This window comes from Bacillus vallismortis, assembly GCF_040784915.1.
Lineage (GTDB): Bacteria > Bacillota > Bacilli > Bacillales > Bacillaceae > Bacillus > Bacillus subtilis_G.
In genome coordinates, this window is the sequence record NZ_CP160797.1 from 1076414 (window position 1) to 1101488 (window position 25075).

A 25075-nucleotide genomic window follows, 5' to 3' on the forward strand; every position below is an offset into this window, starting at 1 on the left:
ATAAATGCTGAATGACCGCACTGTATTTATTTAGGTTTCTAATCAAGGCTCTCGTACTATCAGATGGATATAGATTTGCAATTCTGTTTACTGAGCTGGACGATAAGGAGAGAAGAGAGTTCAGCGATGGTGCGGCTTGGAATTTGCGGTTTTGGCGGTTTGGCAGCCCTTTGCAAATGCTTCTTTAGTAATTCTCTTGGGAATATATTACAGGAGTTAAGTTCGCCTTTTATCAAGCTGTCTGTGACCAGCCTCATGTCCGCTTCGCAGATGAAATCATTGACTGTCGATTGAGAGTAATTAATGGTTTACATATATATATGTCGAAATTAATCTTTTATGGTCTTCGGATAATTTCGCCAAAAGAAATATTGGTCTTGCTCTGCTGTAGAATAATCAGACTTATTACAAAACAGAAAGGAAGACAAGAGATTGAAAGCATATGTTTTTCCGGGTCAAGGCTCTCAATATAAGGGAATGGGCAGCAACCTATTTGATGAGTTTTCAAACCTGACAAAACTATCAGATAATATTTTGGGATATTCAATTAAGAATTTATGTTTACATGACGAAAACCAAAAACTAAAACAAACTGAATATACTCAGCCGGCCCTTTTTGTTGTGAATGCATTATGCTATTTAAACAAGGTCAATAAAACAGGAAAAATGCCTGATTTTGTGGCTGGACATAGCCTTGGCGAGTATAACGCTTTGTTTGCCGCAGGTGTATTTGATTTTGAAACTGGATTGCGGCTTGTCAAAAAAAGAGGAGAACTGATGGGCAATGCCGTTAACGGAGGTATGGCTGCGGTCATCGGTTTTTCTGTCCAAAAGATTAAGCACCTATTAAAAGAAAATAGCCTGCCGGTTGATATTGCTAATGACAATTCACCGACACAAATTGTGATTTCTGGTTTGGAATCGGATATCCTGCAGGCGCAGCCTATTTTTGAAAAAGCAGGCGCAGCTGCTTTTATCCCGTTAAAGGTAAGCGGAGCATTTCATTCCCGTTATATGGCGGATGCGAAAAGAGAGTTTTCCGACTTTCTAGAAGGCATACAACTAAAGACTCCAAAAATTCCTGTTATTTCAAATGTTGAAGGAATGCCTTATGTCCGAGATGACATCAAAAAGAATATTACCATGCAAATTACCCATCAAGTCAAATGGACAGACAGCATAAGGTACTTGTCAGCAATTGGGGTGCAGTCCATTGAGGAAGTGGGTCCAGGTAATGTGCTCACGAAGCTGACGCAAAAAATTCAAAAAGAAGCAGAGCCTCTTCAGCTGAATCATAGGAAAGAACAGTCTGAGCCCGTCACAAAGATTACACCGAAGGCTCTTGGCAGCAATGCATTTAAAGAAGAATACGGCTTACAATATGCATATGTGACAGGTTCTATGTATAAAGGGATTGCGTCGGAACAAATGGTGGTACAAGTCGGAAAAGCGGGGATGCTTGGGTTTTATGGAACGGGAGGCATGAAAATTGAATCAATTGAACGAGCCATTCAATGTATCCAACGCGAACTGACAAATGCTGAATCTTTCGGCATGAACTTACTGTGCAGTCCGGATAAGCCTTATATAGAGGAAGAAAGGATAAAATTGTATTTGCAGTATGGGATAAACATTATTGAAGCAGCCGCCTATATCAGCTTAACCGCTCCGCTCGTGATGTATAGGGCTCGGGGTGCCAAACGAAATCAGAATGGAAAGGTTGAAGCGAAAAACCGGATTTTTGCGAAGGTCTCTCGGCCTGAGGTGGCAGAAGTTTTCCTGCGACCTGCCCCGAATCATTTATTAGAGCAATTAACTAGAGAGGGGAAAATCTCTCAGGAACAGGCCGAATTAATGAGAGAAATTCCGATGGCTGATAATATAACTGTTGAGGCTGATTCAGGCGGACATACGGACAATGGTTCTGCGTACGCTCTCATGCCAGCTATGATTAAGTTGCGGGATAAGATTCATGCTGAATACCGCTATCCCAAAAAAGTACGAATCGGCTCAGCGGGGGGGGTTGGAACGCCAGAAGCGGCTGCTGCTGCATTTATGCTCGGCGCTGATTATATTGTGACAGGCTCCATTAACCAGTGTACTGTGGAAGCCGGGACAAGCGATGCCGTAAAGGATTTGCTTCAGCTCGCGAATGTACAAGATACCGATTATGCTCCAGCTGGAGATATGTTTGAAATCGGGGCCAAAGTCCAAGTACTCAAAAAAGGATTATTTTTTCCTGTCAGAGCTAATAAGCTTTATGACTTGTATCGGAATTATAAATCAATAGATGAAATAGATGAAAAAACGAGAAAAATGGTAGAAGATAAATATTTTCACCGGACATTTAAAGAAGTTTATGCAGACATAAAAAAATATAGGTCTCCGCATGAGATAGAAAGAGCGGAACGTCAGCCAAAATACAAAATGGCACTTATCTTTAAATGGTATTTCGGAAACGCAACGCGGCTTGCACTAATTGGGGATGAAGAGCAAAAAGTAAACTATCAGATTCACTGTGGTCCTGCTCTCGGCGCTTTTAACCAATGGGTCAAAGGATCAGAACTGGAAAATTGGAGAAACCGCCACGTCCATAAAATTGGAAAAAAATTAATAACGGAAACTGCCGATTTATTGAATCAGCGTTATCTCGCGATGGTCAATTAAAGATAGAATTTTAGTTTTTAAGTGCGGAAGGGACAGATGAAATTGGCTGGGTTATCCCGGGAAATTGAAGAAAACTTAAATAAAGGATCATGGATCCGCAAGCTGTTTGATGAAGGCGCAAGGCTGAAGAAAGAGTTCGGGGATGACCAGGTATTTGATTTTTCAATCGGAAATCCGGTTGTTGAACCGCCTGAAGCTTTTAAGAGAGCATTAATAGAGGAAGCTGCCAAAGGCAATCACGGATACATACAAAATCAAGGGCTTCCGGCAGCAAGAGAAAAAGTAGCGCAATTTTTGGGGGCCCGTTTTGAAGCCGAGTTCTCGGCGGAACGCGTCGTCATGACGGTAGGCGCAGGCGGTGCATTGAATGTCGCGTTAAAAAGTATCGTAAACCCGGGTGAAGAGGTTATTATTCTCGCACCTTATTTTGCCGAGTATAAATTGTATATTGAGAACTACGGGGGAAAAGCTGTAAGCTGCCCGTTGACGTCCCGGTTTGAGATTGATATTGAGGCGGTGAGACAATCGATTACCTCAAAGACGAAAGGGCTGATCCTCAATACACCTCATAACCCGACAGGCACTGTTCTCAGCCAGAAAAATATAGATGATTTAGGCGCTTTATTAAAAGAAATAGAAGAGAAGAGCGGACAGACGATTTATGTGCTTTTTGATGAACCGTACAGTCAATTAATCTATGATGAAGAGCTGGCAAATCCGTTTCAATCGTATCATCGTGTGATTTTGGCGAGCTCATTCAGTAAGGATCTCGGCATAGCCGGAGAGCGGCTCGGGTATATCGGATTAGACAGCAAGATGCCGGATGCCGCCCTTTTGATCAACGCTTTTGTGTTCTGTAATCGAACGCTTGGATTTGTGAATGCGCCTGTCATGGTGCAGCGGGCTGTGGCAAGAATGGATGATTTAAGAGTAGACGCAAGCGCTTATAAAGAGCGCAGGGATTTAATGGTCGGCATTTTAAAAGAAGCAGGTTTTGAATTTGAAATGCCGAAGGGCGGTTTTTTCATATTTCCGAAATCGCCAATTGAAGATGAAGTCGCATTTTGCGTGCATGCCGCCCAAAAATACAAATTATTAATCGTGCCGAGCAGCGGCTTTGGAATGAAAGGGCACTTCCGTTTATCCTTCAGTGTGCCGATAGAACAGATTAAAAACTCACGGGATATCTTTATTGCCTTATATAAAGATTTTGTGTAAAGAGTGAAGCAAGTGGAGCCTTAAAGGGAGCGCGCCTGTCATATCTTTGTTTCCTCGATATAACTGGCTGATGAGATTTGAAGAAGATATCCAACACATGAATAAGCTAGCTAGAAAGCTAACAGTGTGTGCTGTTAGCTTTTTATATTTGTTTGATTCTCCAAGCCTTTGCCAGCTTTTTTATACCGTGCTTTATCGTTTCTTCAGATAATGCACCAAATCCTAGCAGAACGGCAGCGGGTGATGCCGTTGACGGTTCCAGATGATAAATGGATGATGGGTACACGTTGATGCCCTCTTTTTTCGCGGCAAGAATCAGTTCATTTTCAGTCATACCATTCTTTACTTTCAACAAAATATGTAAGCCTGACCCCTGCCCGGAAATGTCTGCTTGATCCTGAAAGAAATAATTTACCGCATCAACTAAAATATCATGTTTCTTTTGGTATAAATGTCGCATTTTCCGCATGTGCCTTGCAAAATCATTTGATTCCATAAACAATTGGAGTGTCTTTTGCAATATAGGGGACACAATCTGATTATAGCTGTGTGTCTGCTGCTGAAAGCGGTGAAACAAAGAGCGGGGTAGGATGAGATAACTGATTCTGAAAGAAGGTGACAAAATCCTTGAGAAAGTACCGGTATAAATCACCCTATCATGCTTATCTAGACTTTGGAGCGCCGGGAGCGGACGTCCTTTAAAACGGAATTCGCTGTCATAGTCATTTTCGATTATGTAAGCGTTTTTTTCATAAGCCCACTGCAGCAACTCCATTCGCTTTTTAATCGAAAACGTCATACCAAAAGGAAATTGATGAGAGGGGGTTACATAAACGGCTTGAGCCTGACTATTGTATAAATCTTCCATACTGATGCCATCAGACTCCAGAGTTATTGAGCGGTAGCTGAAGGATGAGTATTGTTCGAATATTGCTTTTACTCCAATGTTCACAGCTTCTTCAGTACCTACTATTTTGACATCATCCTTCAGTAGATGAAACAAAAGCTGAAGTGAATGATAGGTTCCTGCACTGATTATAATTTGATCTGGTGAACAGCACACCCCCCGTACTTGATGCAAGTATGAAGCAACTTCCTTTCGTAAGCCATATTCACCCTGCAAGTCTGCGTTTTTTTGGAGCAGATGAAGATTTTCAGACGTTAAACATAAACTACTCCATTTTTTCCATTTTTTAAAAGGGAAATGATAGAGATCGACATGGTCATAATGAAAGTCGAAACTCGCAATTTGATTTTTGGGGTTCTCTTCTTTGGGTTCTCTGGAAGCTTCAGTTTGCAAATCCGATATGTTTTCCGGTGAAACAGCGTAAAAACCGCTTCTAGGCTTGCTTCTGATGTATCCCTCTTCTAGCAATAGTTCATAGGCATCAGCGATAGGCGTTCTGCTGATTTTTAAATATACTGATAGATTTCTGATTGATGGAAGCCTAGTATCCTGTTTGATTCTCCCCGATATGATTTCCTCGCGTATGTATTGGTACAGTTGTATGTACAAAGGGATATTCGATTTTTCATTCAGTAGCGGCATGAGTTCAATCACTGATAGTACTCCTTTATTAATAAACTGACATCCAAAAGTAAGCAAAAACTGACCATTTAACATTTTCTGAAATTTTGATACGGTAATCATAACATTTTTTCAAACTTATGTATATAATTGCTAGATTTTAATAGTTAAGGGTTGTAAGACATGTCTGTCACTTTGCCTCATATCAAACTGATGACCCCGTATGTATCTGCAAGCCAGCCCATAAAAGGTAGCGCCATCAAGCTGAATCTGAGTAAAAATTCATATCCACATCCAGTTTTAGTCAGGGAAGTACTGAGAAGAGAACATGCGATTATATCCGACATCGAATGCTCCGACAGTGCTCCTGCAGCCATCCTCAGAAGCAGAAAGACTGGCCCGTATGTTCTCCGGACTCGTCTTCATAGATGAAGTTTATAAGGATTTTGCAGTTTCAAATACATCAGAGATACCTTTGATTTAAGCTATGACAATGTGATAGTGGTGTGAACAGTTCCAATACTTTTTCACTTTGTGGTGCCCGTTCTGGCCGCTGTTTTGCTGATAAAGAACTTATCCAGAAATTGATGAGGGTAATGATAATATACGTAAACTGGCTCAGGCAAAAGCTGGCGCTGGCAGCACTGTGTGATCAGGAGGATCTTAAAGCTTAGATCGAGGGATCAGAAGCACACGCCGCCGCTTAACGGAAAAATAAAAAAACATTGGCTTTGTGTTATACCATCGCAGACGAATTTTGTTTTATGCATTCTCCCTCCCCGATGGTATAAAGGCGGAACAATTGAATTAAAATCTGCTTGAAAACGAATCCATGTCTGGTACCTCAGTGAAAATTTGTTAAAAAACAAGGCTGCGCATCTAGATTGGGACAGATTAAATCCAGATACTGTGCACAGTAATCGAGCAGCTGCTGTTTTGCCGATCAAAGAGATGGCGCCGACATTAAAATGAGATATTTCTATTTTACTTGGAGGATAATATCAAATGAACTGGTATGCAATCTTTGTTGAAAGCGGAAAAGAAGAAATTGTCCAAAAGTATTTGAGCATGTATTTTGATGCGGATATACTTTATTCAATGGTCCCGAGAAGGGTTGTGCCCGAACGAAGAAAAGGTAAAATTTACCATGTCATGAAAACATTATTTCCGGGCTACGTACTTATCAAAACAAGGATGAATGGCAACATGTTACATAAAATGCGTTCAATTCCTGACTTCTATCGATTCGTAAATAATGGCAGCTGTTACACTAAAGAAGCCGGGGAATATTATTGTCAGATAAGAGAAGAGGAAATGAGCGTTTTATTTAAATTGATAGAAAAAGGCGACATTATCAGCTATTCGAAGATTAAAATAGAGGAATCCAAAGTTTATGTGGTCTCAGGACCTCTTCACGGGCTGGAAGGCACCATTAAAAAAATTGATAAACGCAAAAAAAGAGCAAAAGTCCAGCTAAATTTGCTCGGTAAAGAACAAACGGTAGAACTCGGGATTGAACTGAGCGTTAATGATTCCGTCCGCTCCTAAAAGTCTAAAAATTAAAAATCATTTTTGGAATGAGTTGTGTTACAATAAAATATACAATTTATAATCAAACTTTGACTTGGAGGTGGTATGATGGGGCCCTCTGCTTAGGCAACAATACACCGCGTACCTCAATGTTAAGGAAAAATGATTATATCAGGAGGTGACTCCTTATCCTTTCATGAGGGGATAAGGTTAAATGGACGATATTGACAGTCTGATTTTAATTGGTGTGCTCATTGCTTTAACCGCGTTTTTCGTTGCAAGCGAGTTTGCGATTGTTAGAGTAAGGAGATCCAGAATTGATCAGCTTATAACAGAAGGAAACAAACGGGCGATACTCGCAAAGCGTGTCATAACAGATTTGGATGAATATTTATCCGCATCCCAGCTGGGCATTACATTGACATCGATCGGACTTGGCGTGCTGGGGGAGCCGGCATTTGAACGGCTTCTGCATCCATTGTTTGAACCGCTCGGCCTGCCGGAATCGGTTTCTCATGCGATCTCTTTTGCGGTCGCGTACGGCCTGATCACGTTTCTGCACGTTGTAGTAGGTGAACTGGCCCCGAAAACGGTCGCGATCCAAAAGGCAGAACAGCTGACCTTGCTGATAGCGGGTCCATTGCGTTTATTTTATTTGCTCCTGTTTCCGTTTATTTGGATCCTCAATGGATCTGCGCGGATTTTATGCGGCTTGTTCGGTTTAAAGCCTGCGTCAGAACATGATGGTTCCCATTCTGAGGAAGAACTCAGAATGCTGTTGTCTGAGAGTTTAAAAAACGGAGAGATTAATCCGTCTGAATATAAATATGTAAATAAGATTTTTGAATTTGATAATCGGATCGGCAAAGAAATTATGATACCGCGAAAGGAAATGGCGGCTGTGTCAACAGAGATGACGATGGCCGAGATGCTTGAAGTCATGCTGAAGGATAAATACACACGCTGGCCTGTGACAGACGGGGACAAAGACAGTGTCATCGGTTTGGTCAATACGAAGCATTTGTTTTCTGATTTGTTGTTTATGACAGAAGAGGAACGAATGAAGATGACGATCCATCCGTATGTGCGGCCGGTAATCGAAGTGATTGAAACCATCCCGGTTCATGACTTGCTGATTAAAATGCAGCGCGAACGCATTCATATGGCCATATTGTCTGATGAATACGGTGGAACATCGGGACTTGTGACGACAGAGGATATTCTTGAGGAAATTGTCGGCGAGATCAGAGATGAATTTGATGAGGATGAACAGCCGCTGATCCAACATCTTGGCGATCGCCATTATGTCATGGATGGAAAGGTTCGGATCGATCAGGTGAACAGCCTTCTTGGTGCAGCGATTCAAGAAGACGTCGATACGATCGGCGGGCTGATATTAAAAGAAAACATCGATATTGAGGCTGGTGAATCCATCCGCATCGGTTCATACACGATAAAGGTGCTGAAGATGGACGGCCGATTAATCAAGCAAATCGAGATAAAAGAAGCAGCAAGCACAACCGGGGTTACCGCGCACCACACGCTGCCGATGCCCGAGCCTGTGATGCTGAACAATGCGACCTTGAGCGAGAAATAAGCTCAAGGTTTTTTACGTTGCAATTGTCCAGCCGCACCAAAACGCCAAAAGCGACCCGCAAAGCGTTAGGGTGATGTACAGAATGCTTTCCATAACGCGTTTGGCCAGCAGAAGCTGAACACTTTCAACGCTGAAAGTGGAAAAGGTCGTAAAGGCGCCGAAAAATCCCGTGCCGATGATGAGGGAGGCCGAAGCATTTGTGACGTGGAGCCCTGTAAACAATCCAAGCCCGAGAGCCCCAAGTATATTGACTGTTAATATGCCAATGGGCAGGCTGGGACCTTTGGTTTTGGCGGTGATGACATTGCCAAGCCAAAAGCGCAGCATCGCGCCAAGGCCGCCCGCTATAAAGATACCCGCCAGTGTCATCTTTCCTGCAGCTCCTTTCTTTGCTGAATGCCTGCTATGCCGCGGCCCGCCAGTACGCCAACCAGCGCAAGAACGATTCCTGATATCAATGAGAGTGCCATATATAAAACAGCTAATGAGGGTTGTGCTTGCAAAAGCATCACCGTTTCTTTAGAAAACGTGGACATTGTTGTAAAGCCGCCGCAAAAGCCGGTACCTAAAAAAACCGGCAGCAGAGGCCGTTTTGCCTTGATCATAAAAAAACCGGTCAGAATACCTAATAGAAGGCTTCCAGCCGCGTTTTCCAGCAAGGTTGCAGCGGGGAACTGATCGGTTTGTATCCACATGTTTAATCCGTATCGGAGGCAGGCGCCAAGCGCTCCTCCGACAAACACCGCGCTATATCTTTTCATGTTTGCCATCCTTTTTGATGAAATCCGGGTAGTCTGTTACGATGCCGTCCACGCCCATGGCTTGTAATTTTGCGGCTGTCTTTTGATTATTGACAGTCCATGCAAACACTTTTAAGCCGTTTTTATGGCCTGAAGCGATCATCAGCCGGTTGAGTCGTGTGTATTTTATATTGACATAGTTTGCGAGAGATTGGCAGGCCTTCAGCTGATTTCTGGACAGCATCCCAAAATTGGGCCTCATAATGACCGCTGTCGGAAACGATGGATAAAGCTCATGAAACCTCTGGACGGAGCGGAACTGAAAGGATTGGACAATATTGTTGATAGAAAAAGAAAATTGCCCTAACAGCTGTCCCACTTCTTCTTCAATTCCGATTTGAGATGGATGGCCTTTTAATTCAATTAATAGGCCGATTTTTTTGTGGTAGCGCTTGAGCACCTTTTCCAAGGTAGGAATACGCTCTCCCTGAAAAGCAGGGCCGTACCAGCTTCCTGCATCGAGTTTCTGCAATTCCTCCAATGTAAAATCTTTAACAAAACCCGATCCGTTTGTTGTTCGGTCAACTCTGTCATCGTGTATCACAACAATCTGCCTGTCTTTTGTAAGCTGGACATCCAGTTCGATCATATCTGCATTCATTTCCGCCGCAAGGTCAAATGCGGCAAACGTATTTTCCGGAGCGTAACCTGATGCTCCGCGATGGGCAATGGTGTACAAGCTAAGTCAGCTCCTCATATGGGCATTTCTGTTATTGTATCAAATCCATATATGCACGGCGATACAAACTGGTGAATTTTTTCTGCCATATCGGAATGGTCCTGGCTGAGAACCGCGTATATCTAAATAAAGACACTCAGCGTATCAGAACATATTTCGTCAGGAAATTAGGCCTTTCGACATATTCACAAAACATTCTGTTACTTTATAATAGCAAAAAAGGAGGCGAGATCATGGGAAAAGGGAGAATCAGAGTGGAAGAAAGAATTAAAGCCGAAACGGATGCTGAAATGCAAAAAGCAACTCTCCTTGATCAGACACAAACGAAAAAAAGTAAGTGACTGTCCCTGTTGAATCTGGCTGAATAGATGAATTGAGAAATGGCCCCGGCGTTCCGCCGGGGTCTTGTGCTGAAAAAAGACATTTAGATGAGCATCTTTACGAATCTTTTAGTATAATAAACATTTGATTTAAATAGAAGGGAGACTGTCATGCTAGATTATCTGCAACAATACTTCACACTTGATAAAATGATACAAATCGGCATCAGCTTGGCGATTTTGCTGGTGTTTCTTATACTCAGAAAACTGTTTACAAGATATTTCTTTCAGTTGCTTTTTAATCTCACGAATCGGCGGAAAACAGAAATTTTCAAACAGGTGGTTGTGGCGTTTGAAAAGCCGGCCAGATGGTTTTTTGTGGCTTTAGGGCTGTTTTTAGCGATCCGGTATTCACCGTTTTTAGACGAACAAATGCCTGTCATCAGCAACATATACCGCTCGCTGATTGTGGCGCTTTTGTGCTGGGGGCTTTGTAACTTGACCGCAGCGTCGTCGTTTATCTTCCATAAGGTGAATCAGCGCTTTGAGCTGGAGATGGATGACATTCTGGCACCGTTTTTATCCAAATTGCTTCGTTTTGTCATCATTGCGCTCAGTGTCAGTGTGATCGCTCAGGAATTCAATTATGATGTCAATGGATTCGTGGCGGGCTTAGGTCTTGGCGGACTTGCTTTTGCGCTTGCAGCGAAGGATACCATCAGCAACTTCTTCGGCGGAATCATTATTATTACAGAAAAACCGTTTACCATCGGTGACTGGGTGGAGACGTCGACGGTAACGGGCTCAGTAGAGGATATTACCTTCCGAAGTACGAGGTTCAGAACCGCACAGGGGGCGCTTGTAACAGTGCCGAACTCTACGCTGTCGATGGAAGCGATCACGAACTGGACAAGAATGACCAAACGCCAGATCACGTTTTCCATCCATGTGTCCTACGCTACGCCGGTTGAGAACCTTGACCGCTCTATTCGTACTCTCAGAACAATGCTCTTAGAGCACGAGGGCGTTGATAATGAAACGATCATGGTCAACTTTGATACGTTTGCCGACAGCTATTACAATTTGTTTTTCAACTTCTATACAAAAACAGCGGTTTGGGCTGAAAACCTCGATATTAGAGAGGATATCAACTATAAAATCATTGAAATCCTTGCCGCAGAGGGTGTCGAGTTTGCATATCCCGGCCAAATGGTTTTTGTGAAGCAAAAGCACCAAAACGATCCGTTCCAAGTGAATGTAAGTAAAGAGGAAAAGGAACGGGCTTAAAAAGGGAAAGACTTCGTCTGACAGAGGCGGAGTCTTTTTCGTGGTAAAATAAGAGAAAAAAGGCGGTGTTAAGTTGGAAGCATTCAGAAACATTTTAAATGAAGCGCAGCGAATTGTCGTGCTGACCGGAGCGGGAATGAGCACCGAATCAGGAATTCCCGACTTTCGTTCGGCAGGAGGCATCTGGACGGAGGATGCCGCAAGAATGGAAGCGATGAGCGTTGATTATTTTTTAAGCCACCCGCGTCAGTTTTGGCCTAAATTCAAAGAATTGTTCCAGATGAAAATGAGCGGCAGCTTTGAACCGAATGAAGGGCACTTGCTTTTAGCTGAGCTGGAGAAGCAAGGGAAGCAGGTCGATATCTTTACGCAAAACATTGACGGCCTTCATAAAAAAGCCGGGAGCAGACATGTGTACGAATTGCACGGGTCTATCCAGACAGCAGCCTGCCCGGCATGCGGAGCGCCATATGATCTCCCTCATTTGCTGGAGCGGGAGGTGCCGGAGTGTACGGCGTCCGGAAAAGATGGTGCCATTTGCAAAACGGTATTAAAAACCGATGTGGTTCTCTTTGGCGATGCCGTCTTGCACTTTGAGACCCTTTATGAAAAGCTGGATCAAGCAGATCTTTTATTGGTCATCGGCACATCTCTCGAAGTCGCTCCGGCAAGATTTGTGCCTGAGGACGCAAGCCGGATTCCCGGCATGAAGAAAGTCATCATTAACCTAGAACCGACGTATTGCGACAGCTTGTTTGACATGGTCATCCATCAAAAAATTGGAGAGTTTGCCCGAAGTTTGGGAATAAAAAAGTGAGGCCGCACTCATGCGCCTCACTTTTTTATTCGTGAACAGGAACCATTGTGTCCTCTAATACCCCAAAGGAATAGCCTTTTTCTTTTAGTTTATTGATTAATACCGGCAGCGCGTTCACTGTAGCCGGAAGATCATGCATGAGAATCACATATGGCCGGCTTGAATGGCTGTGTTCCATATTCTCCAGCTGCTGTAAGACGGCCGTCACATATGCTGAATTCCGGTATTTCCAGTCCATGCTGTCGATGGTCCAATCCCAGTACACAAAACCGTTTTTCTCAAGATTGCGGATTTGTGAGGAGGTCTGACGGCTTGCTGCCGTATGGCGTTCTGACAAGATCGGTTTTATATTCTGTAATGTCTTGCAGCGTGTCACGCGCCTCTCGCATTTCTTTTAACGGGGATGTCGGTGTTTGGTAGAATAGTTTATTATTATGGGTGACGCCGTGTAAACCGAGTGCATGGCCTTCCTTTTCTGATCTTTTCACAGCTTGTTTGAATTCATTCATCCGCGGTGACAGCATAAAAAATGTCGCTTTTACATCAGCGCGCTTCAATACGTCGAGCAAGCGGTTTGTATAGGCTGACGGGCCGTCATCGAAGGTTAGGTAAACCGTCTTATCTCCCATGTTCTGTTTCGTCTGCAGATGTTTTATCAGCAGATCGGGGGAGTCGTTTTTCAGCTTCAGGCTTTCCTTCTCATTGCGAAGCTCGCCGTTTGTTGTGACAGTGACTTCCTTTGCTTTCGTTGAGCTGTTGGAATAAACCAACATCACCATAATCAAAAGCAGCACACATAAAACTGCTAAACTTGCAAATTTAAAGGCAAGCGAAACTGCAGAAGGAGAAGCGTCTCCTCTCGTTTGTCGCATAACAATCTCTCCATTGGCATAAAATCTCTACATACCGCTATACAGCAGGCAGCTTATCAAGATGCATAAGTTTACAAATTATGTATTACGAGTCAAGTATACAGGAATAAAAATGGGAAGAACATAGAAAAAATGTCGAAATGTCAGATTTTAAGGAAAAAATAAACTCCTTCCCGCTATAGATCTCTTGTTCTTTCTGTTTTTCAGCTCATCCAATATGGTAGAATAAGTGACAATGACAGCTAGAAAAACTTCAGGGAAATCTCGAAAAGGGAGGGCTATTATGAAGGTTTTAGTCAACGGCCAGCTGATCAAACGCAGCGAAGCATCAATCGATTTGGAAGATCGCGGTTATCAGTTTGGCGACGGTATTTATGAGGTTATCAGGGTGTACAAAGGGGTATTGTTCGGCTTGCGCGAGCATGCGGAGCGTTTTTTCAGAAGTGCGGCTGAAATCGGAATCTCACTCCCGTTCAGTATAGAAGATCTCGAGTGGGATCTGGAAAAGCTTGTTCAGGAGAATGCGGTCAGTGAGGGAGCTGTATACATTCAGACGACAAGAGGTGCGGCGCCGCGAAAGCACCAGTACGAAGCTGGACTTGAGCCGCAGACGACTGCTTACACATTTTCTGTGAAAAAACCGCAGCAAGAACAGGCGTATGGAGTGGCAGCCATTACAGATGAGGATCTTCGCTGGCTGAGGTGTGACATTAAAAGTCTGAATTTACTGTATAATGTCATGGCGAAGCAAAAGGCCTATGAAGCTGGAGCTTTTGAGGCCATTTTAATTAGAGACGGTGTTGTTACGGAAGGTACATCCTCTAACGTTTACGCCGTTATCAACGGGACGGTGCGAACGCATCCGGCTAACCGGCTCATTCTTAATGGCATTACACGGATGAATATTTTAGGGCTGATTGAAAAGAACGGGCTCAAGTTTGATGAGACGCCTGTCAGTGAGGAAGAGCTGAGACAGGCAGAGGAAATCTTTATCTCGTCAACGACGGCAGAGATTATTCCGGTCGTGACGCTCGATGGGGACTCAATCGGAAACGGCGAACCCGGACCAGTGACAAAACAGCTTCAGGCTGCTTTTCAAGAAAGCATTCAGCAGGCAGCAAGCATTTCGTAATGACGCATAAAAAAGAGCCCGCTTTGCAAGCGGAGCTCTTTTTATTTTTTAATAAATCCAACCAGAATTGAGATCATCGGCGATATATAAAGGAAGAATGCAAACGGGATATAGTTTATGACGGGAACGCCAAGCGCGCTCGCCATAAAGGCTCCGCATACTCCCCAAGGGATCAACGGATTCATTAATGTCCCGCCATCCTCTAAGGATCTGGAAAGAAATTTTCGCTGGATGTTTTGTTTGTCGTATAAGGTTTTAAATGATTGTCCCGGTATTAATATTGATAAATACTGTTCACCGGTTGCCAAATTGACGCCGATGCTTGAACAGACAGTCGCCGCAATCAGCTGGCCTTTCGAGCGGATGCCTTTCATGACACCCTCCAATAGCGCGGAAATTAACCCGATTTTCTCCATCAATCCGCCGAGTGCAAAAGCAATCATAATGAGCGAGACTGAGCCCATCATGGATTGCAGTCCGCCTCTGTTGATAATTTTAGCGGCAGCCTCATTGTCAGTTTCGAACGCCGTGCCATGTTGCAAAGCTGTCATAAATGCTTGCATGCTGCTGTCAGGTACAAAGATAGCAGTCAAAATTCCCGAGGAAATAATTCCTGCAGTCAGAACGGGAATCACGGGCACACGCTTAACCGCCAGCAAAACGACTAAAAGAGGTGAAAGAAGCGCCCATGGCGTCACATTTGCGGCATCCTTGATGCCGGTTATGACATGTTGAATATCATCGGTTGAAGCCGTGTCCGCTGATACTGATAAACCGAGAAAGTAAAACAGCACGACGGTGATGAGCAAAGCCGGAATAGTAGTGCCCATCATATGCCGAATGTGTTCAAAGATCGGTATTTCGCCTATGCCGGCGGCAAAATTGGTTGTGTCCGACATCGGCGACATTTTATCACCAAAGCATGCGCCGCATATGACCGCGCCTGCCGTCCATTCAAGCGGAACGCCGGCCGCGCTCGCCACGCCAATCAGTGCGACTCCAATCGTGCTTACAGTTGTCAGGCTTGAGCCGACAAGCGTGCTGATGATCATGCAGGAAAACAAAGCCGTCAAAAGAAGGTGGCTGGGTTCAATAAAGGACAGGACGTAAACTGTTACGGACGGTATTGCGCCGCTGTACATCCAAGCGCCGATTAAGATACCGATCAGCGCCAGTACGATAATCGGCTGTACGCCGTTCTTGATCCCATCTGTAATCCCTTTTTCTAGGGTTTTCCAGGAAAAACCGAACCATAAACCGGCTGCTGAAAGCATGACAACACATAGAAACAGCGGGATATGCGGTTCTGTATGAAGCAAGAATAAGCAAGAAATAATGATGCCTAACATAAATATAAATAAACCGAGGGCTAACGGAAATGTCAGCTTTTTTTGAGAATCCAAAATAACACCCCATATGATCTTTAATGCTTTTGTGCTTTTGGGCACGAAAGCATTATAACAGAAAAAAACGAAAATCTATGTTTTTTCACAATTATGACTTTAAAAAAGCGAGCACTGGGCGTGCTCACTTTACAATCAGGACGGGTATATCCGATTTCGCTGAAAGTTTTTCACTTACACTTCCGAATAATAACTTTTTCAGCTTGTTTTGATCTCTGCTTCCGGTTACGATCATATCAGCAGAAATGCGGTTCGCATACTCGATAATGGATTCAGCCGGATCGCCTTCTACTATATCTATATCCCCATTGGCCTGCTGGTCATTGAGCATCATTCTGGCTTCGGCGATGACTTCTTCCGTACGGTCCTCGTAGATGATTGGCTCAGTTGGTGCGACATCTGATATCAGCGGATCAGGAACACTCGTCATGCCTCCGCCCATATAACTTGCTCCTGCTTCGGGCCTCGGCGGGTCGATGATGGTCTGAGTGTCTTTCATATCATGTGAATGGGCGACGGTAATGGCGGCATCTAGGGTTTTAGCAAGATCAATGGCTGTCTGAAGCGCTCTCTTACTATTTTCACTCCCGTCAAATGCAACGATAATACGGTCAGCATGAAACATCATTTTCACCCCTTCAAAAACGTCTTACAAGACAATACCCGGATTCAAGTACAATTAACCTTTTCCTTATGAAGAAATGATTGACAAAAAAAGGTTTTGTTTATATGATGAAAAAAAGATAAAAAGTGGAAGGAGGGTTTGCTATGCCAAGGAATTTGCGTGTTTACAAAACAGTTTCATATTGGCGCGGCAAACCCAAGTTCTGTTTGATTGACGGTTTTTTAAATCTAGCCGCGCGCTGAAAAGCGCTGTGCATATCATATTGGTCAAAAAAGGCATGGAGCTGACGCTTCATGCCTTTTTTATATACAAAATTTAAGGAAAGACAGGTGTATGGGATGTGAAGACAAATACAGAGACAAGACCAACTTGTACCAAACTGAACGAAAAAGGAAGCAAGGAAAAAATAGAAGGCGGCTGATGAGATAAAGGAGATGAGGATTGATGTTCTCAGTATTGAGAAAGCTTGGCTGGTTTTTTAAAGCATACTGGCTGCGCTATACGATTGCGATTGTGCTTTTATTAGGAGTCAATGTCATTGAAATGTTTCCGCCGAAGCTCTTGGGAAACGCCATAGATGATATGAAATCTGGGGTGTTTACTGCAGATGGGCTGCTGTTTTATATCGGTATCTTTATTGTGCTGACGGCGGTCGTGTATATCATGTCTTATTTTTGGATGCACCAGCTGTTTGGCGGAGCGAATGTGATGGAGAGAATTCTTCGTACGAAGCTGATGGGGCATTTGCTGGCCATGTCGCCGCCGTTTTATGAAAAGAACCGGACAGGCGATTTGATGGCGCGGGGGACGAATGACCTTCAGGCTGTCAGTTTAACGACGGGGTTTGGCATCCTGACATTAGTCGATTCTACGATGTTTATGATGACGATCTTTTTGACGATGGGATTTTTGATCAGCTGGAAGCTGACCTTTGCCGCCATTCTCCCGCTTCCTATTATGGCGGTTGCCATCAGTCTATACGGAAGTAAAATTCATGAGCGGTTTACGGAGGCCCAAAATGCGTTCGGGGCGCTGAATGACAAGGTGCTTGAATCCGTTTCAGGCGTGCGGGTGATTCGCGCGTATGTACAGGAAACAAACGATGTCCGCCGGTTTCATGAAATGACCGCTGATGTTTATCAGAAAAATATGAAAGTGGCATTTATAGATTCACTGTTTGAGCCGACGGTGAAGCTGCTTGTTGGCGCCAGCTATCTGATCGGGCTCGGCTACGGAGCGTTTCTTGTGTTTCGGAATGAACTGACGCTTGGCGAGCTAGTTTCCTTTAACGTTTATCTCGGCATGATGATTTGGCCGATGTTTGCAATCGGTGAACTCATTAATGTGATGCAACGCGGAAATGCGTCATTAGACAGGGTAAATGAAACCCTTTCTTATGAGCCGGACGTGACAGATCCCAAGCGGCCCGCTGAACTGAAAAAGCCTGGAGATATCGTTTTCAGCCATGTCAGCTTTACATATCCAAGCTCAACAAGCAGCAATATTCAAGATGTTTCGTTTGCGGTGCAAAAAGGGCAGACTGTCGGGATTGCCGGGAAAACCGGGAGCGGAAAAACGACGATTATTAAGCAGCTTTTGCGCCAGTACCCCTCAGGCAAAGGGAGCATTACATTTTCAGGCGTACCGATCCAACAAATCCCCCTTGACCGGCTCCGCGGGTGGATTGGATATGTGCCGCAGGATCATTTGCTGTTCTCGCGGACGGTAAAAGAAAATATTCTATACGGAAAACAGGATGCGAGTGATGAAGAGGTTCGGCAAGCCATTGCCGAAGCACATTTTGAAAAGGATGTACACATGCTTCCGTCCGGATTGGAGACAATGGTCGGTGAAAAAGGCGTTGCGCTGTCCGGCGGGCAGAAACAAAGAATTTCGATTGCGAGAGCCCTTATGGCGAATCCGGAGATTTTGATCCTGGATGATTCGCTTTCTGCTGTTGATGCCAAAACCGAGGCGGCGATTATCAGCAATATCAGAAAAAACCGCAAAGGGAAAACGACATTTATTTTGACGCACCGTTTATCCGCGGTGGAGCATGCTGACCTGATTCTTGTGATGGACGGCGGCGTGATTGCTGAGAGAGGCACCCATCAAGAGCTGATGACCAATAATGGGTGGTACCGGGAACAATATGAAAGACAGCAGCTGTTCACTGCGGAAGAAGGGGGAGCAGGGGCATGAAAACAGGAAAAACGTTATGGAGATACGCACTCCTTTATCGAAAATTGCTGCTCGTAGCCGTCGTTTTGCTAGCTGTCGCCGTCGGAGCAGAACTGACCGGGCCGTTTATCGGCAAAAAAATGATTGACGATCATATCCTCGGTATTGAGAAAACTTGGTACGAAGCTGCGGAAAAAGATAAAAACGCCGTTCAGTTCCACGGCACCTCTTATGTGAGAGAGGACCGGATGCAGGAACCTGTTTCTCGAGAAAAAGAAGCGCATATTTATCAAGTGGGAATGGCGTTTTATTTTGTTGATCAGGCTGTCAGCTTTGACGGGAACAGAACGGTTTCTGACGGAAAGCTGACAATCACAAACGGAGACAAGAGCCGGACATATGCTGCCGAAAAGCTGACAAAAGAGGAAATTTTCCAGTTCTATCAGCCGGAAATAAAGGGAATGATGTTTCTGATCTGTCTGTATGGAGGCTTGCTCGTCTTTTCTGTATTTTTTCAATACGGACAGCATTATTTGCTGCAGATGAGCGCCAATCGGATTATCCAGAAGATGAGGCAGGACGTGTTTTCGCACATACAGAAAATGCCGATTCGCTATTTTGATAACCTTCCCGCAGGCAAAGTGGTTGCGCGGATTACCAATGATACAGAAGCCGTCAGGGATTTATATGTCACAGTGCTGTCAACATTTGTGACAAGCGGAATCTATATGGTCGGCATATTCGCAGCTTTGTTTCTGCTTGATGTTAAGCTCGCGTTAGTGTGTCTGGCAATTGTGCCGATCATCTGTCTGTGGTCAATCATCTATCGGAAATACGCGTCTTATTACAATCGAAAAATCCGCTCGATCAACAGTGACATTAACGCAAAGATGAATGAGTCCATTCAAGGCATGACAATTATTCAGGCTTTCCGTCACCAGAAGGAAACGATGAGAGAATTTGAGAAATTAAATGAAGCTCATTTTTATTTTCAAAACAGGATGCTGAATTTAAACTCTTTAATGTCCCATAACCTTGTCAATGTGATCCGAAACCTTGCGTTTGTCAGTCTGATCTGGCACTTTGGCGGTGCGAGCCTGAATGCGGCCGGAATTGTTTCTGTCGGAGTGCTGTACGCGTTTGTTGATTATTTAAACCGGTTATTTCAGCCGATCACAGGCATCGTCAATCAGTTTTCAAAGCTGGAGCTGGCACGGGTTTCCGCCGAGCGTGTTTTCGAACTGCTTGAAGAAAAGAATACGGAAGAAGCGGGTGAACCGGCGAAGGAGCGCGCGCTGGGGCGGGTTGAATTTCGTAATGTGTCATTTGCATATCATGACGGTGAAGAGGTGTTAAAACATATTTCTTTTACCGCGCAAAAAGGCGAAACCGTAGCGCTCGTTGGCCATACCGGATCAGGAAAAAGCTCGATTTTGAATCTTCTGTTTCGTTTTTATGATGCGCAAAAAGGGGATGTTCTGATTGATGGAAAAAGCATTTACAACATGTCAAGACAGGAACTCAGATCCCATATGGGCATTGTGCTTCAGGACCCTTACCTATTCTCGGGCACGATCGGTTCTAACGTAAGCCTTGATGATGAAAAAATGACCGATGAAAAGATCAAAAAAGCACTGCGGCAAGTCGGGGCTGAGAGCCTTTTGGAAAAGCTGCCCCAAGGCATCAATGAACCCGTGATTGAAAAAGGGAGCACGCTATCTTCTGGAGAGCGGCAATTAATATCTTTCGCAAGAGCTCTGGCCTTTGATCCCGCCATTTTGATCTTAGATGAAGCAACGGCGCATATTGATACAGAGACAGAGGCCGTGATCCAGAAGGCGCTCGATGTCGTCAAACAAGGACGCACCACCTTCGTCATCGCCCATCGGCTTTCAACAATCAGAAACGCGGATCAGATTTTGGTCCTTGATAAAGGAGAAATTGTTGAGAGAGGGAACCATGAGGAATTAATGGCCGTCAAAGGACAATATTATCAAATGTATAAGCTGCAAAAAGGCAAGAAACATTCCATAGCATAATGCTTACAACCCCAAAACAATCGTGTTTTGGGGTTGTTATGTAATTAATAAGCCAGTCCGGCACGATATCCGGCATACTCGCCTGTAATGAGCTCATGATATAAAAAATCAGCTGTATCGCCGACCGTAATGCTTGTACCGCCCTCCGGCAAAACGTTACGCTCCACACGGTAATCGCCGGTTGCTGCTCGGTCCGGGAGGTAAGTGGGGCAGATGATTGTCCAGTCTAAAGAGGATTCTTTTAGCATTTCGTATACTTTTGCATGCTCCTTGGCTGCTCGGGTTAGCTTTCGTTTCGATTCACTTGTTTCAAACCGGTACTTTCCCGGTTCATATCGGGAATTAAGAATGCCTGCGGTGCCGATCGTAATCACCCGTTTGATATGCTGTTCTTTCATAATGGCGATTATATTTGCCATCGCTACAGACAAGGTATCATCACCATCTGTGCCGAGACAGCTGATCACGATCTCAGCATCCTTCATCACTTTTTTTACATCTTCCCGGCGGCGCGCATTCCCTATGACGATCCGGTCTTTTGAAAGGGGGAGCTCAGCATGATGAGATCTGACCAGAGCGTATATATCAAATTGTTCATCTGCGGCAGCTTGTTTTAAAAAAGCTTGTCCGACGCGGCCGCTGGCTCCAAATAAAGCGATTTTCATCAAAAAACCTCCTTGCCCCTCATTATAAAAGGATGCTCTCAGTTTGAACAGCGCGGGAAAGAATACCTGTACAAATAGGCAGAACGATGGGAAACATATTCATGAAGCATGGATATACTGACGAACTGAACCAGCTCCCAATTCACAATGGCAATGAAGGCCACCTTTATTTCCTCCCTTTTTTTCTAGGATATGTGAAGTGGGAAAAAAGGGTGACAAATAGAAAGAGAGCGCGAAAACCGCGCCCTCTATAGCCATATATTGAGTTGTTATTGAACGTTGCCGCCCATTTGCTGCTGAGCGAAAGAGACTAAACGTTTAGTGATTTCTCCACCGACAGAACCGTTAGCGCGGGAAGTTGTATCCGCTCCAAGGTTAACGCCGAATTCAGAAGCGATTTCAAGTTTCATTTGATCGATAGCCTGAGCTGCGCCAGGAACTACTAATTGGTTTGAAGAATTTTGGTTAGCCATGTGTAAAATCTCCTTTTTGTTTAGTATGGTTGGGTTAACTGGAGTTGCACCAGTCTGTGGACCCGTCTCGGGTGTCACTGCCGCCTCGGCGTAACCCAATGCTTTGCCGGCTTGTTACTAGTATTATGTTAAAGTGGACGGATACGCATACGGAAAATTGAGTGGTAAATGTTGAGAAAGCATAAAAAAGCTTAGCCGTTCAGGCTAAGCTAGTCATAAATATGAAAAAGCATCAGTTCATGTATTTCGTTCGTAAGAGCAGGCTTGTCAGCGCGGGCGGGAAACATATCTCCCCATTCAATTTCTCCGCTTTTATGATAGATGCCCTCATAATGGGTTCCTTTATAATAAAACGAAATTCTCCATCCCGGAAGCTTTTCTTTTTGGAACAAAGGTTTCCAGCTGAAATGCGAAATCATGACGGCCACGCTCCTTAACATTGATATCAATTGACCTGATGACGAACGAATTATTTTCATTGTATCACTGTTTTAGAACATCATTAAGGTCTTTGTGATGCAGTTTGTCCCAGCGATGGATAAAGATAAGCCCGCTTTATCAAAAAAGCGGACAGATTACGAAGGCCATAGCGCTTCAGGGGTGGTGATCGCCTTCTCGGATAAATATGACGCGTACTCAAAGCTTCTTCGTTTTGTCAGAGAATCAACATGATGCAAATTCGGATGAGAAAAAATACTGCGGCCCGGACGCGAATTCGCTTCAAACATCCATACTTTACCGCTTTGATCAATGCCAAAATCGAAACCGATCTCCCCGATAAACCCCTCGATATGATCGTGAAGCACATGGCTTGCCGTCAGTGCGGCCGCGGAAAGCTTTTTAATGACCTCAATTCTTTCAGCGGGAACATCGTATACTTCTGCAAGTGTTTTTACGATTCCGCCATTAGATAGATGTGTTGTAATGCTGTTTTCTCCGGAAATTTTTACTGCTATTGCAGTCACTGTCCATTTCCCTTTTCTGTTTTTATTGGTATGGACACGGAAATCCGCTGGTTTGCCTTGAAATTCAATCAGATCCACACCTTGCTGAATGAGAAAGTCAGACAGGTCGTGCTGTTTTTGAAATTCTGCCAGAAATGAGGCGGCGTCGGAATAATTGATAGAAGAAAATGTTTTGGCGTCATTCGTATGTTTCACCATCAGGCCATCGTCTGTTTTTGTCAGCTGATAAATTCCGGTGCCGAGTGCTCCGTTCGCTGGTTTGATATAGACTTTTTTGTATGCATCACAGAGCTCATCAATCCGCTCCTCAGATGGCGTAAGCTCGGATTTCGGCAAAAATGGGGCTGTTCTCGGATCTTTTTCGAGCAATTGATGAACGCTCCATTTATTAAAAAATGTTTTATTAAACCATGGAATTTGATATTCATCGATCAGTCTCTTTTTTGTATGCTGCAAGAGAAGCGAATCTTCAATTTTTCGGTTTGGCAAACGGTCATAAACGACGTTCGGCAGCGGGACGATTTTTTTCTCCCAGCCGTTTTCCCTGTATAGGAGCCCCTCAATCGTGCCTTCCTCCCAATTGATTTGGTGAGCGCCAAAAACGAAGCAGTAGCCTCCAGCTTGCTCGTGTAATGTGACAAGCTTAGAAAAAAAGAGGGAACGATCTTTAAAAGGGCGTTCAAGAGATACGGTAAACCCCGCCGTAAAAATGCCGATTAACGGCCCGATATGTACCGTATGATCATGAATCAGAATGTCAGCCCTGCTTCGATGGGGAAGAAAAAGCTCGTGAAACAGATTTTCAGAGAGAAGTACGGTTTGTTCTAAATGCCGCCTGTAAGAAACGTGGCATCTGACAACCTTCGTCCCGAACGCGGCATGCAAGAGACCGTCTCGCTTCAGCGAAGAGGGCAAAATCAGGGTATTTTCACTCGTTTTGTCTATGCCGATCAAAAACTGTTTATGATTCACGCGGAAGAACTCCTTTCTGGCGTTGCTCAGAAAACAGATATTGGCAGCGCTTTAGGGGACAAGTGTACAGCTGATCTTTTTGCTCGGGAGAGACACGCAGAATTGACTTTCTGCCTGGTTTGGAATTAATATCTAAGATCCAAATTCTCCCGTCCTTCGCAAGGCATATATCGAGACCAAGTTCAAACAGCGGCCCATAGCGCTCGTCAAGATAATACGGAACCGACTGGGTAATCGAGAACACGTCATCAAGTAAGACTACTTGCTGTTTTTTCGGTATATCTTCAAACCAAGAATCGAATGTCAGCGCATCAGACCCGCCTGACAAATTGGCCAACAGCCCGTGTTTGTATCCGCGTCTCACGGCTTTTCCGACTGTATTCCATTCACCTGCTTCGTTTTTTTCCATGAACAGGCGAATATCACACGGGTATTGTTCTTTATCTTGAATATTTAAATAAGGCTGAAGCAAATAGTGATGCTGAAGCACTTTTTTGCACCATGTTTTAAAAGAAGCATGGTTGGAAAAGGTTTTTGTCTGCTTATCCTTTCCGATGTGATACGTGGCGGTTATGTTTTTCTTACCGAGATCCAATAAAATAACGCCTCTGCCTCCTGCGCCGAACGCCGGTTTTAAGATGCAGGCTTTTTCCTTGGATAAAAAGGAATGGATTTGTTCATAGCGGCTTACTTTCATCGTCTCCGGAATATAAGGATTGATCACAGCGTGCTGCTGCAAATCATGAAGGACGGTCCATTTATCAGGAAGACCCCGCCCGATGAATTCCGTTTTCGGATATTTTTTGAGCCACTCAACAATCGGCTTCGCTTTTTGGGATTGTGAATCCTTGCCATAAAAACAGCGGTCATAAATATAATCTGGAATCGCCAATTCAGTTTCGTTCCAAGTGCCGCTGGCCGAATGATAGACCGATGCTTTGACACGCAAGGTGTCAGGTGAAATATCAAACGGTGTAAAGCGGATGAATCGTATGCCGAATTCGGGTGCTCTTTCGGCCAGTTCTGCGGAATAATCCGCTTCATGCTGGCGGGATAAGGACATAAAACCGAGTGTTATCATGATGAGACTCCCCCTTTTATTCAAAAGCTGCCGGCGGGTGTCAGCAGCTTTACGGTAAAAACATTCAGGACGAACGCAGCTGACGGTATTCTACTTTACAGATTACGATTCTTCACCTTGCCCTATTCCAGATGTACAAGCTGATTTTCTGACAACACGAATTAGTCTCCTCGTTTGCTAAGTGATTGCATCAGCCTCTATAATACGAATAGGTACATGATCTA

22 protein-coding genes and 2 pseudogenes are annotated in these 25075 nt (G+C 44.2%); 11 read left to right on the plus strand and 13 right to left on the minus strand.

What is annotated here, in order from left to right; all coding sequences use genetic code 11:
- Window positions 1-432 precede the first annotated feature (432 nt).
- Together fabD and ABZM97_RS05350 are read left to right on the plus strand one after the other, a co-directional pair.
- On the plus strand, window positions 433-2667 hold the full coding sequence (gene fabD / locus ABZM97_RS05345) for an ACP S-malonyltransferase (protein ID WP_087991207.1): 2235 nt from the start codon (window positions 433-435) through the stop codon (window positions 2665-2667).
- Between the two features lie 36 nt (window positions 2668-2703).
- Window positions 2704-3885: a pyridoxal phosphate-dependent aminotransferase gene (locus ABZM97_RS05350; protein WP_087991208.1), complete on the plus strand. Its 1182-nt coding sequence runs from the start codon at window positions 2704-2706 to the stop codon at window positions 3883-3885.
- A gap of 142 nt (window positions 3886-4027) precedes the next feature.
- On the opposite strand, the gene ABZM97_RS05355 is transcribed toward ABZM97_RS05350, so the two are convergent.
- Window positions 4028-5446 carry a PLP-dependent aminotransferase family protein gene (locus ABZM97_RS05355; RefSeq protein WP_087991209.1) on the minus strand — a complete coding sequence of 473 codons (1419 nt, stop codon included), beginning with the start codon at window positions 5444-5446 and terminating at the stop codon, window positions 4028-4030.
- Window positions 5447-6418: 972 nt separating this feature from the next.
- Between ABZM97_RS05355 and loaP the strand changes: the two genes are divergently transcribed.
- Both loaP and ABZM97_RS05365 read left to right on the plus strand, forming a co-directional pair.
- On the plus strand, window positions 6419-6961 hold the full coding sequence (loaP, locus tag ABZM97_RS05360) for an antiterminator LoaP (protein WP_087991210.1): 543 nt from the start codon (window positions 6419-6421) through the stop codon (window positions 6959-6961).
- Window positions 6962-7157: 196 nt separating this feature from the next.
- Entirely contained in the window at window positions 7158-8540 is a 1383-nt protein-coding gene (locus tag ABZM97_RS05365) for a hemolysin family protein (protein WP_202328508.1), read from the plus strand.
- 12 nt (window positions 8541-8552) lie between these two features.
- Here ABZM97_RS05365 and crcB read toward each other — a convergent pair whose 3' ends face one another.
- Genes crcB through ABZM97_RS05380 form a run of 3 tightly spaced genes read right to left on the minus strand, consistent with a single transcriptional unit; the run spans window position 8553 to window position 10019 of the window.
- Window positions 8553-8909, minus strand: a complete 357-nt coding sequence (gene crcB / locus ABZM97_RS05370) for a fluoride efflux transporter CrcB (protein ID WP_087991212.1) — start codon at window positions 8907-8909, stop codon at window positions 8553-8555.
- Complete coding sequence (locus tag ABZM97_RS05375) at window positions 8906-9301, minus strand: CrcB family protein (RefSeq protein ID WP_087991213.1); 396 nt, start codon at window positions 9299-9301, stop codon at window positions 8906-8908. Before ABZM97_RS05375 ends, crcB begins: the two co-directional genes overlap by 4 nt.
- The gene (locus ABZM97_RS05380) at window positions 9288-10019 is read right to left on the minus strand and encodes a glycerophosphodiester phosphodiesterase family protein (RefSeq protein ID WP_087991214.1); all 732 of its coding nucleotides are present in this window, start codon (window positions 10017-10019) and stop codon (window positions 9288-9290) included. The genes ABZM97_RS05375 and ABZM97_RS05380 overlap by 14 nt, the downstream gene beginning before the upstream one ends.
- Before the next feature lie 233 nt (window positions 10020-10252).
- Between ABZM97_RS05380 and ABZM97_RS05385 the strand changes: the two genes are divergently transcribed.
- The 3 genes from ABZM97_RS05385 (at window position 10253) to ABZM97_RS05395 (ending at window position 12443) form a co-directional block, all read left to right on the plus strand.
- The gene (locus tag ABZM97_RS05385; RefSeq protein ID WP_003224203.1) at window positions 10253-10360 is read left to right on the plus strand and encodes a YhdX family protein; all 108 of its coding nucleotides are present in this window, start codon (window positions 10253-10255) and stop codon (window positions 10358-10360) included.
- 150 nt (window positions 10361-10510) lie between these two features.
- Window positions 10511-11626, plus strand: a complete 1116-nt coding sequence (locus ABZM97_RS05390; protein ID WP_202328507.1) for a mechanosensitive ion channel family protein — start codon at window positions 10511-10513, stop codon at window positions 11624-11626.
- Between the two features lie 73 nt (window positions 11627-11699).
- Window positions 11700-12443 carry an NAD-dependent protein deacylase gene (locus ABZM97_RS05395; protein WP_087991215.1) on the plus strand — a complete coding sequence of 248 codons (744 nt, stop codon included), beginning with the start codon at window positions 11700-11702 and terminating at the stop codon, window positions 12441-12443.
- A 25-nt stretch (window positions 12444-12468) separates the two neighbouring features.
- Here the strand turns inward: ABZM97_RS05395 and ABZM97_RS05400 are convergent.
- Window positions 12469-13315 (minus strand): annotated as a pseudogene (locus tag ABZM97_RS05400) (polysaccharide deacetylase family protein).
- A 283-nt stretch (window positions 13316-13598) separates the two neighbouring features.
- On the opposite strand from ABZM97_RS05400, the gene dat reads away from it, so the two are divergent.
- Complete coding sequence (dat, locus tag ABZM97_RS05405) at window positions 13599-14447, plus strand: D-amino-acid transaminase (protein WP_202328506.1); 849 nt, start codon at window positions 13599-13601, stop codon at window positions 14445-14447.
- Window positions 14448-14488: 41 nt separating this feature from the next.
- On the opposite strand, the gene nhaC is transcribed toward dat, so the two are convergent.
- Together nhaC and ABZM97_RS05415 are read right to left on the minus strand one after the other, a co-directional pair.
- Complete coding sequence (gene nhaC / locus ABZM97_RS05410; protein WP_202328505.1) at window positions 14489-15850, minus strand: Na+/H+ antiporter NhaC; 1362 nt, start codon at window positions 15848-15850, stop codon at window positions 14489-14491.
- Between the two features lie 124 nt (window positions 15851-15974).
- Entirely contained in the window at window positions 15975-16475 is a 501-nt protein-coding gene (locus ABZM97_RS05415; RefSeq protein WP_202328504.1) for a universal stress protein, read from the minus strand.
- 159 nt (window positions 16476-16634) lie between these two features.
- On the opposite strand from ABZM97_RS05415, the pseudogene ABZM97_RS05420 reads away from it, so the two are divergent.
- The 3 genes and pseudogenes from ABZM97_RS05420 to ABZM97_RS05430 all read left to right on the plus strand — a co-directional run bounded on the left by ABZM97_RS05420 (window position 16635) and on the right by ABZM97_RS05430 (window position 20695).
- Window positions 16635-16794: pseudogene (locus ABZM97_RS05420) on the plus strand (hypothetical protein).
- Window positions 16795-16919: 125 nt separating this feature from the next.
- Window positions 16920-18677, plus strand: a complete 1758-nt coding sequence (gene bmrC / locus ABZM97_RS05425) for a multidrug ABC transporter ATP-binding protein BmrC (protein ID WP_367387292.1) — start codon at window positions 16920-16922, stop codon at window positions 18675-18677.
- A complete protein-coding gene (locus ABZM97_RS05430; protein ID WP_367387293.1) occupies window positions 18674-20695 on the plus strand; it encodes an ABC transporter ATP-binding protein in 2022 nt (673 codons plus the stop codon). Before bmrC ends, ABZM97_RS05430 begins: the two co-directional genes overlap by 4 nt.
- Window positions 20696-20739: 44 nt before the next feature.
- Here ABZM97_RS05430 and ABZM97_RS05435 read toward each other — a convergent pair whose 3' ends face one another.
- From ABZM97_RS05435 to spaC, 6 genes are all read right to left on the minus strand, one after another.
- Window positions 20740-21360, minus strand: coding sequence for an NAD(P)-dependent oxidoreductase (locus tag ABZM97_RS05435; protein WP_087991219.1), 621 nt, complete (start codon window positions 21358-21360; stop codon window positions 20740-20742).
- Between the two features lie 38 nt (window positions 21361-21398).
- Entirely contained in the window at window positions 21399-21524 is a 126-nt protein-coding gene (locus ABZM97_RS05440; RefSeq protein WP_087991220.1) for a hypothetical protein, read from the minus strand.
- A gap of 105 nt (window positions 21525-21629) precedes the next feature.
- Entirely contained in the window at window positions 21630-21833 is a 204-nt protein-coding gene (gene sspB / locus ABZM97_RS05445) for a beta type acid-soluble spore protein SspB (RefSeq protein ID WP_087991221.1), read from the minus strand.
- A gap of 209 nt (window positions 21834-22042) precedes the next feature.
- On the minus strand, window positions 22043-22261 hold the full coding sequence (locus ABZM97_RS05450; RefSeq protein ID WP_087991222.1) for a YheE family protein: 219 nt from the start codon (window positions 22259-22261) through the stop codon (window positions 22043-22045).
- 147 nt (window positions 22262-22408) lie between these two features.
- A complete protein-coding gene (gene yheD / locus ABZM97_RS05455; RefSeq protein ID WP_253268977.1) occupies window positions 22409-23770 on the minus strand; it encodes a spore coat associated protein YheD in 1362 nt (453 codons plus the stop codon).
- The gene (spaC, locus tag ABZM97_RS05460; RefSeq protein ID WP_087991224.1) at window positions 23760-24851 is read right to left on the minus strand and encodes a spore coat associated protein SpaC; all 1092 of its coding nucleotides are present in this window, start codon (window positions 24849-24851) and stop codon (window positions 23760-23762) included. The genes yheD and spaC overlap by 11 nt, the downstream gene beginning before the upstream one ends.
- Window positions 24852-25075: the final 224 nt, after the last annotated feature.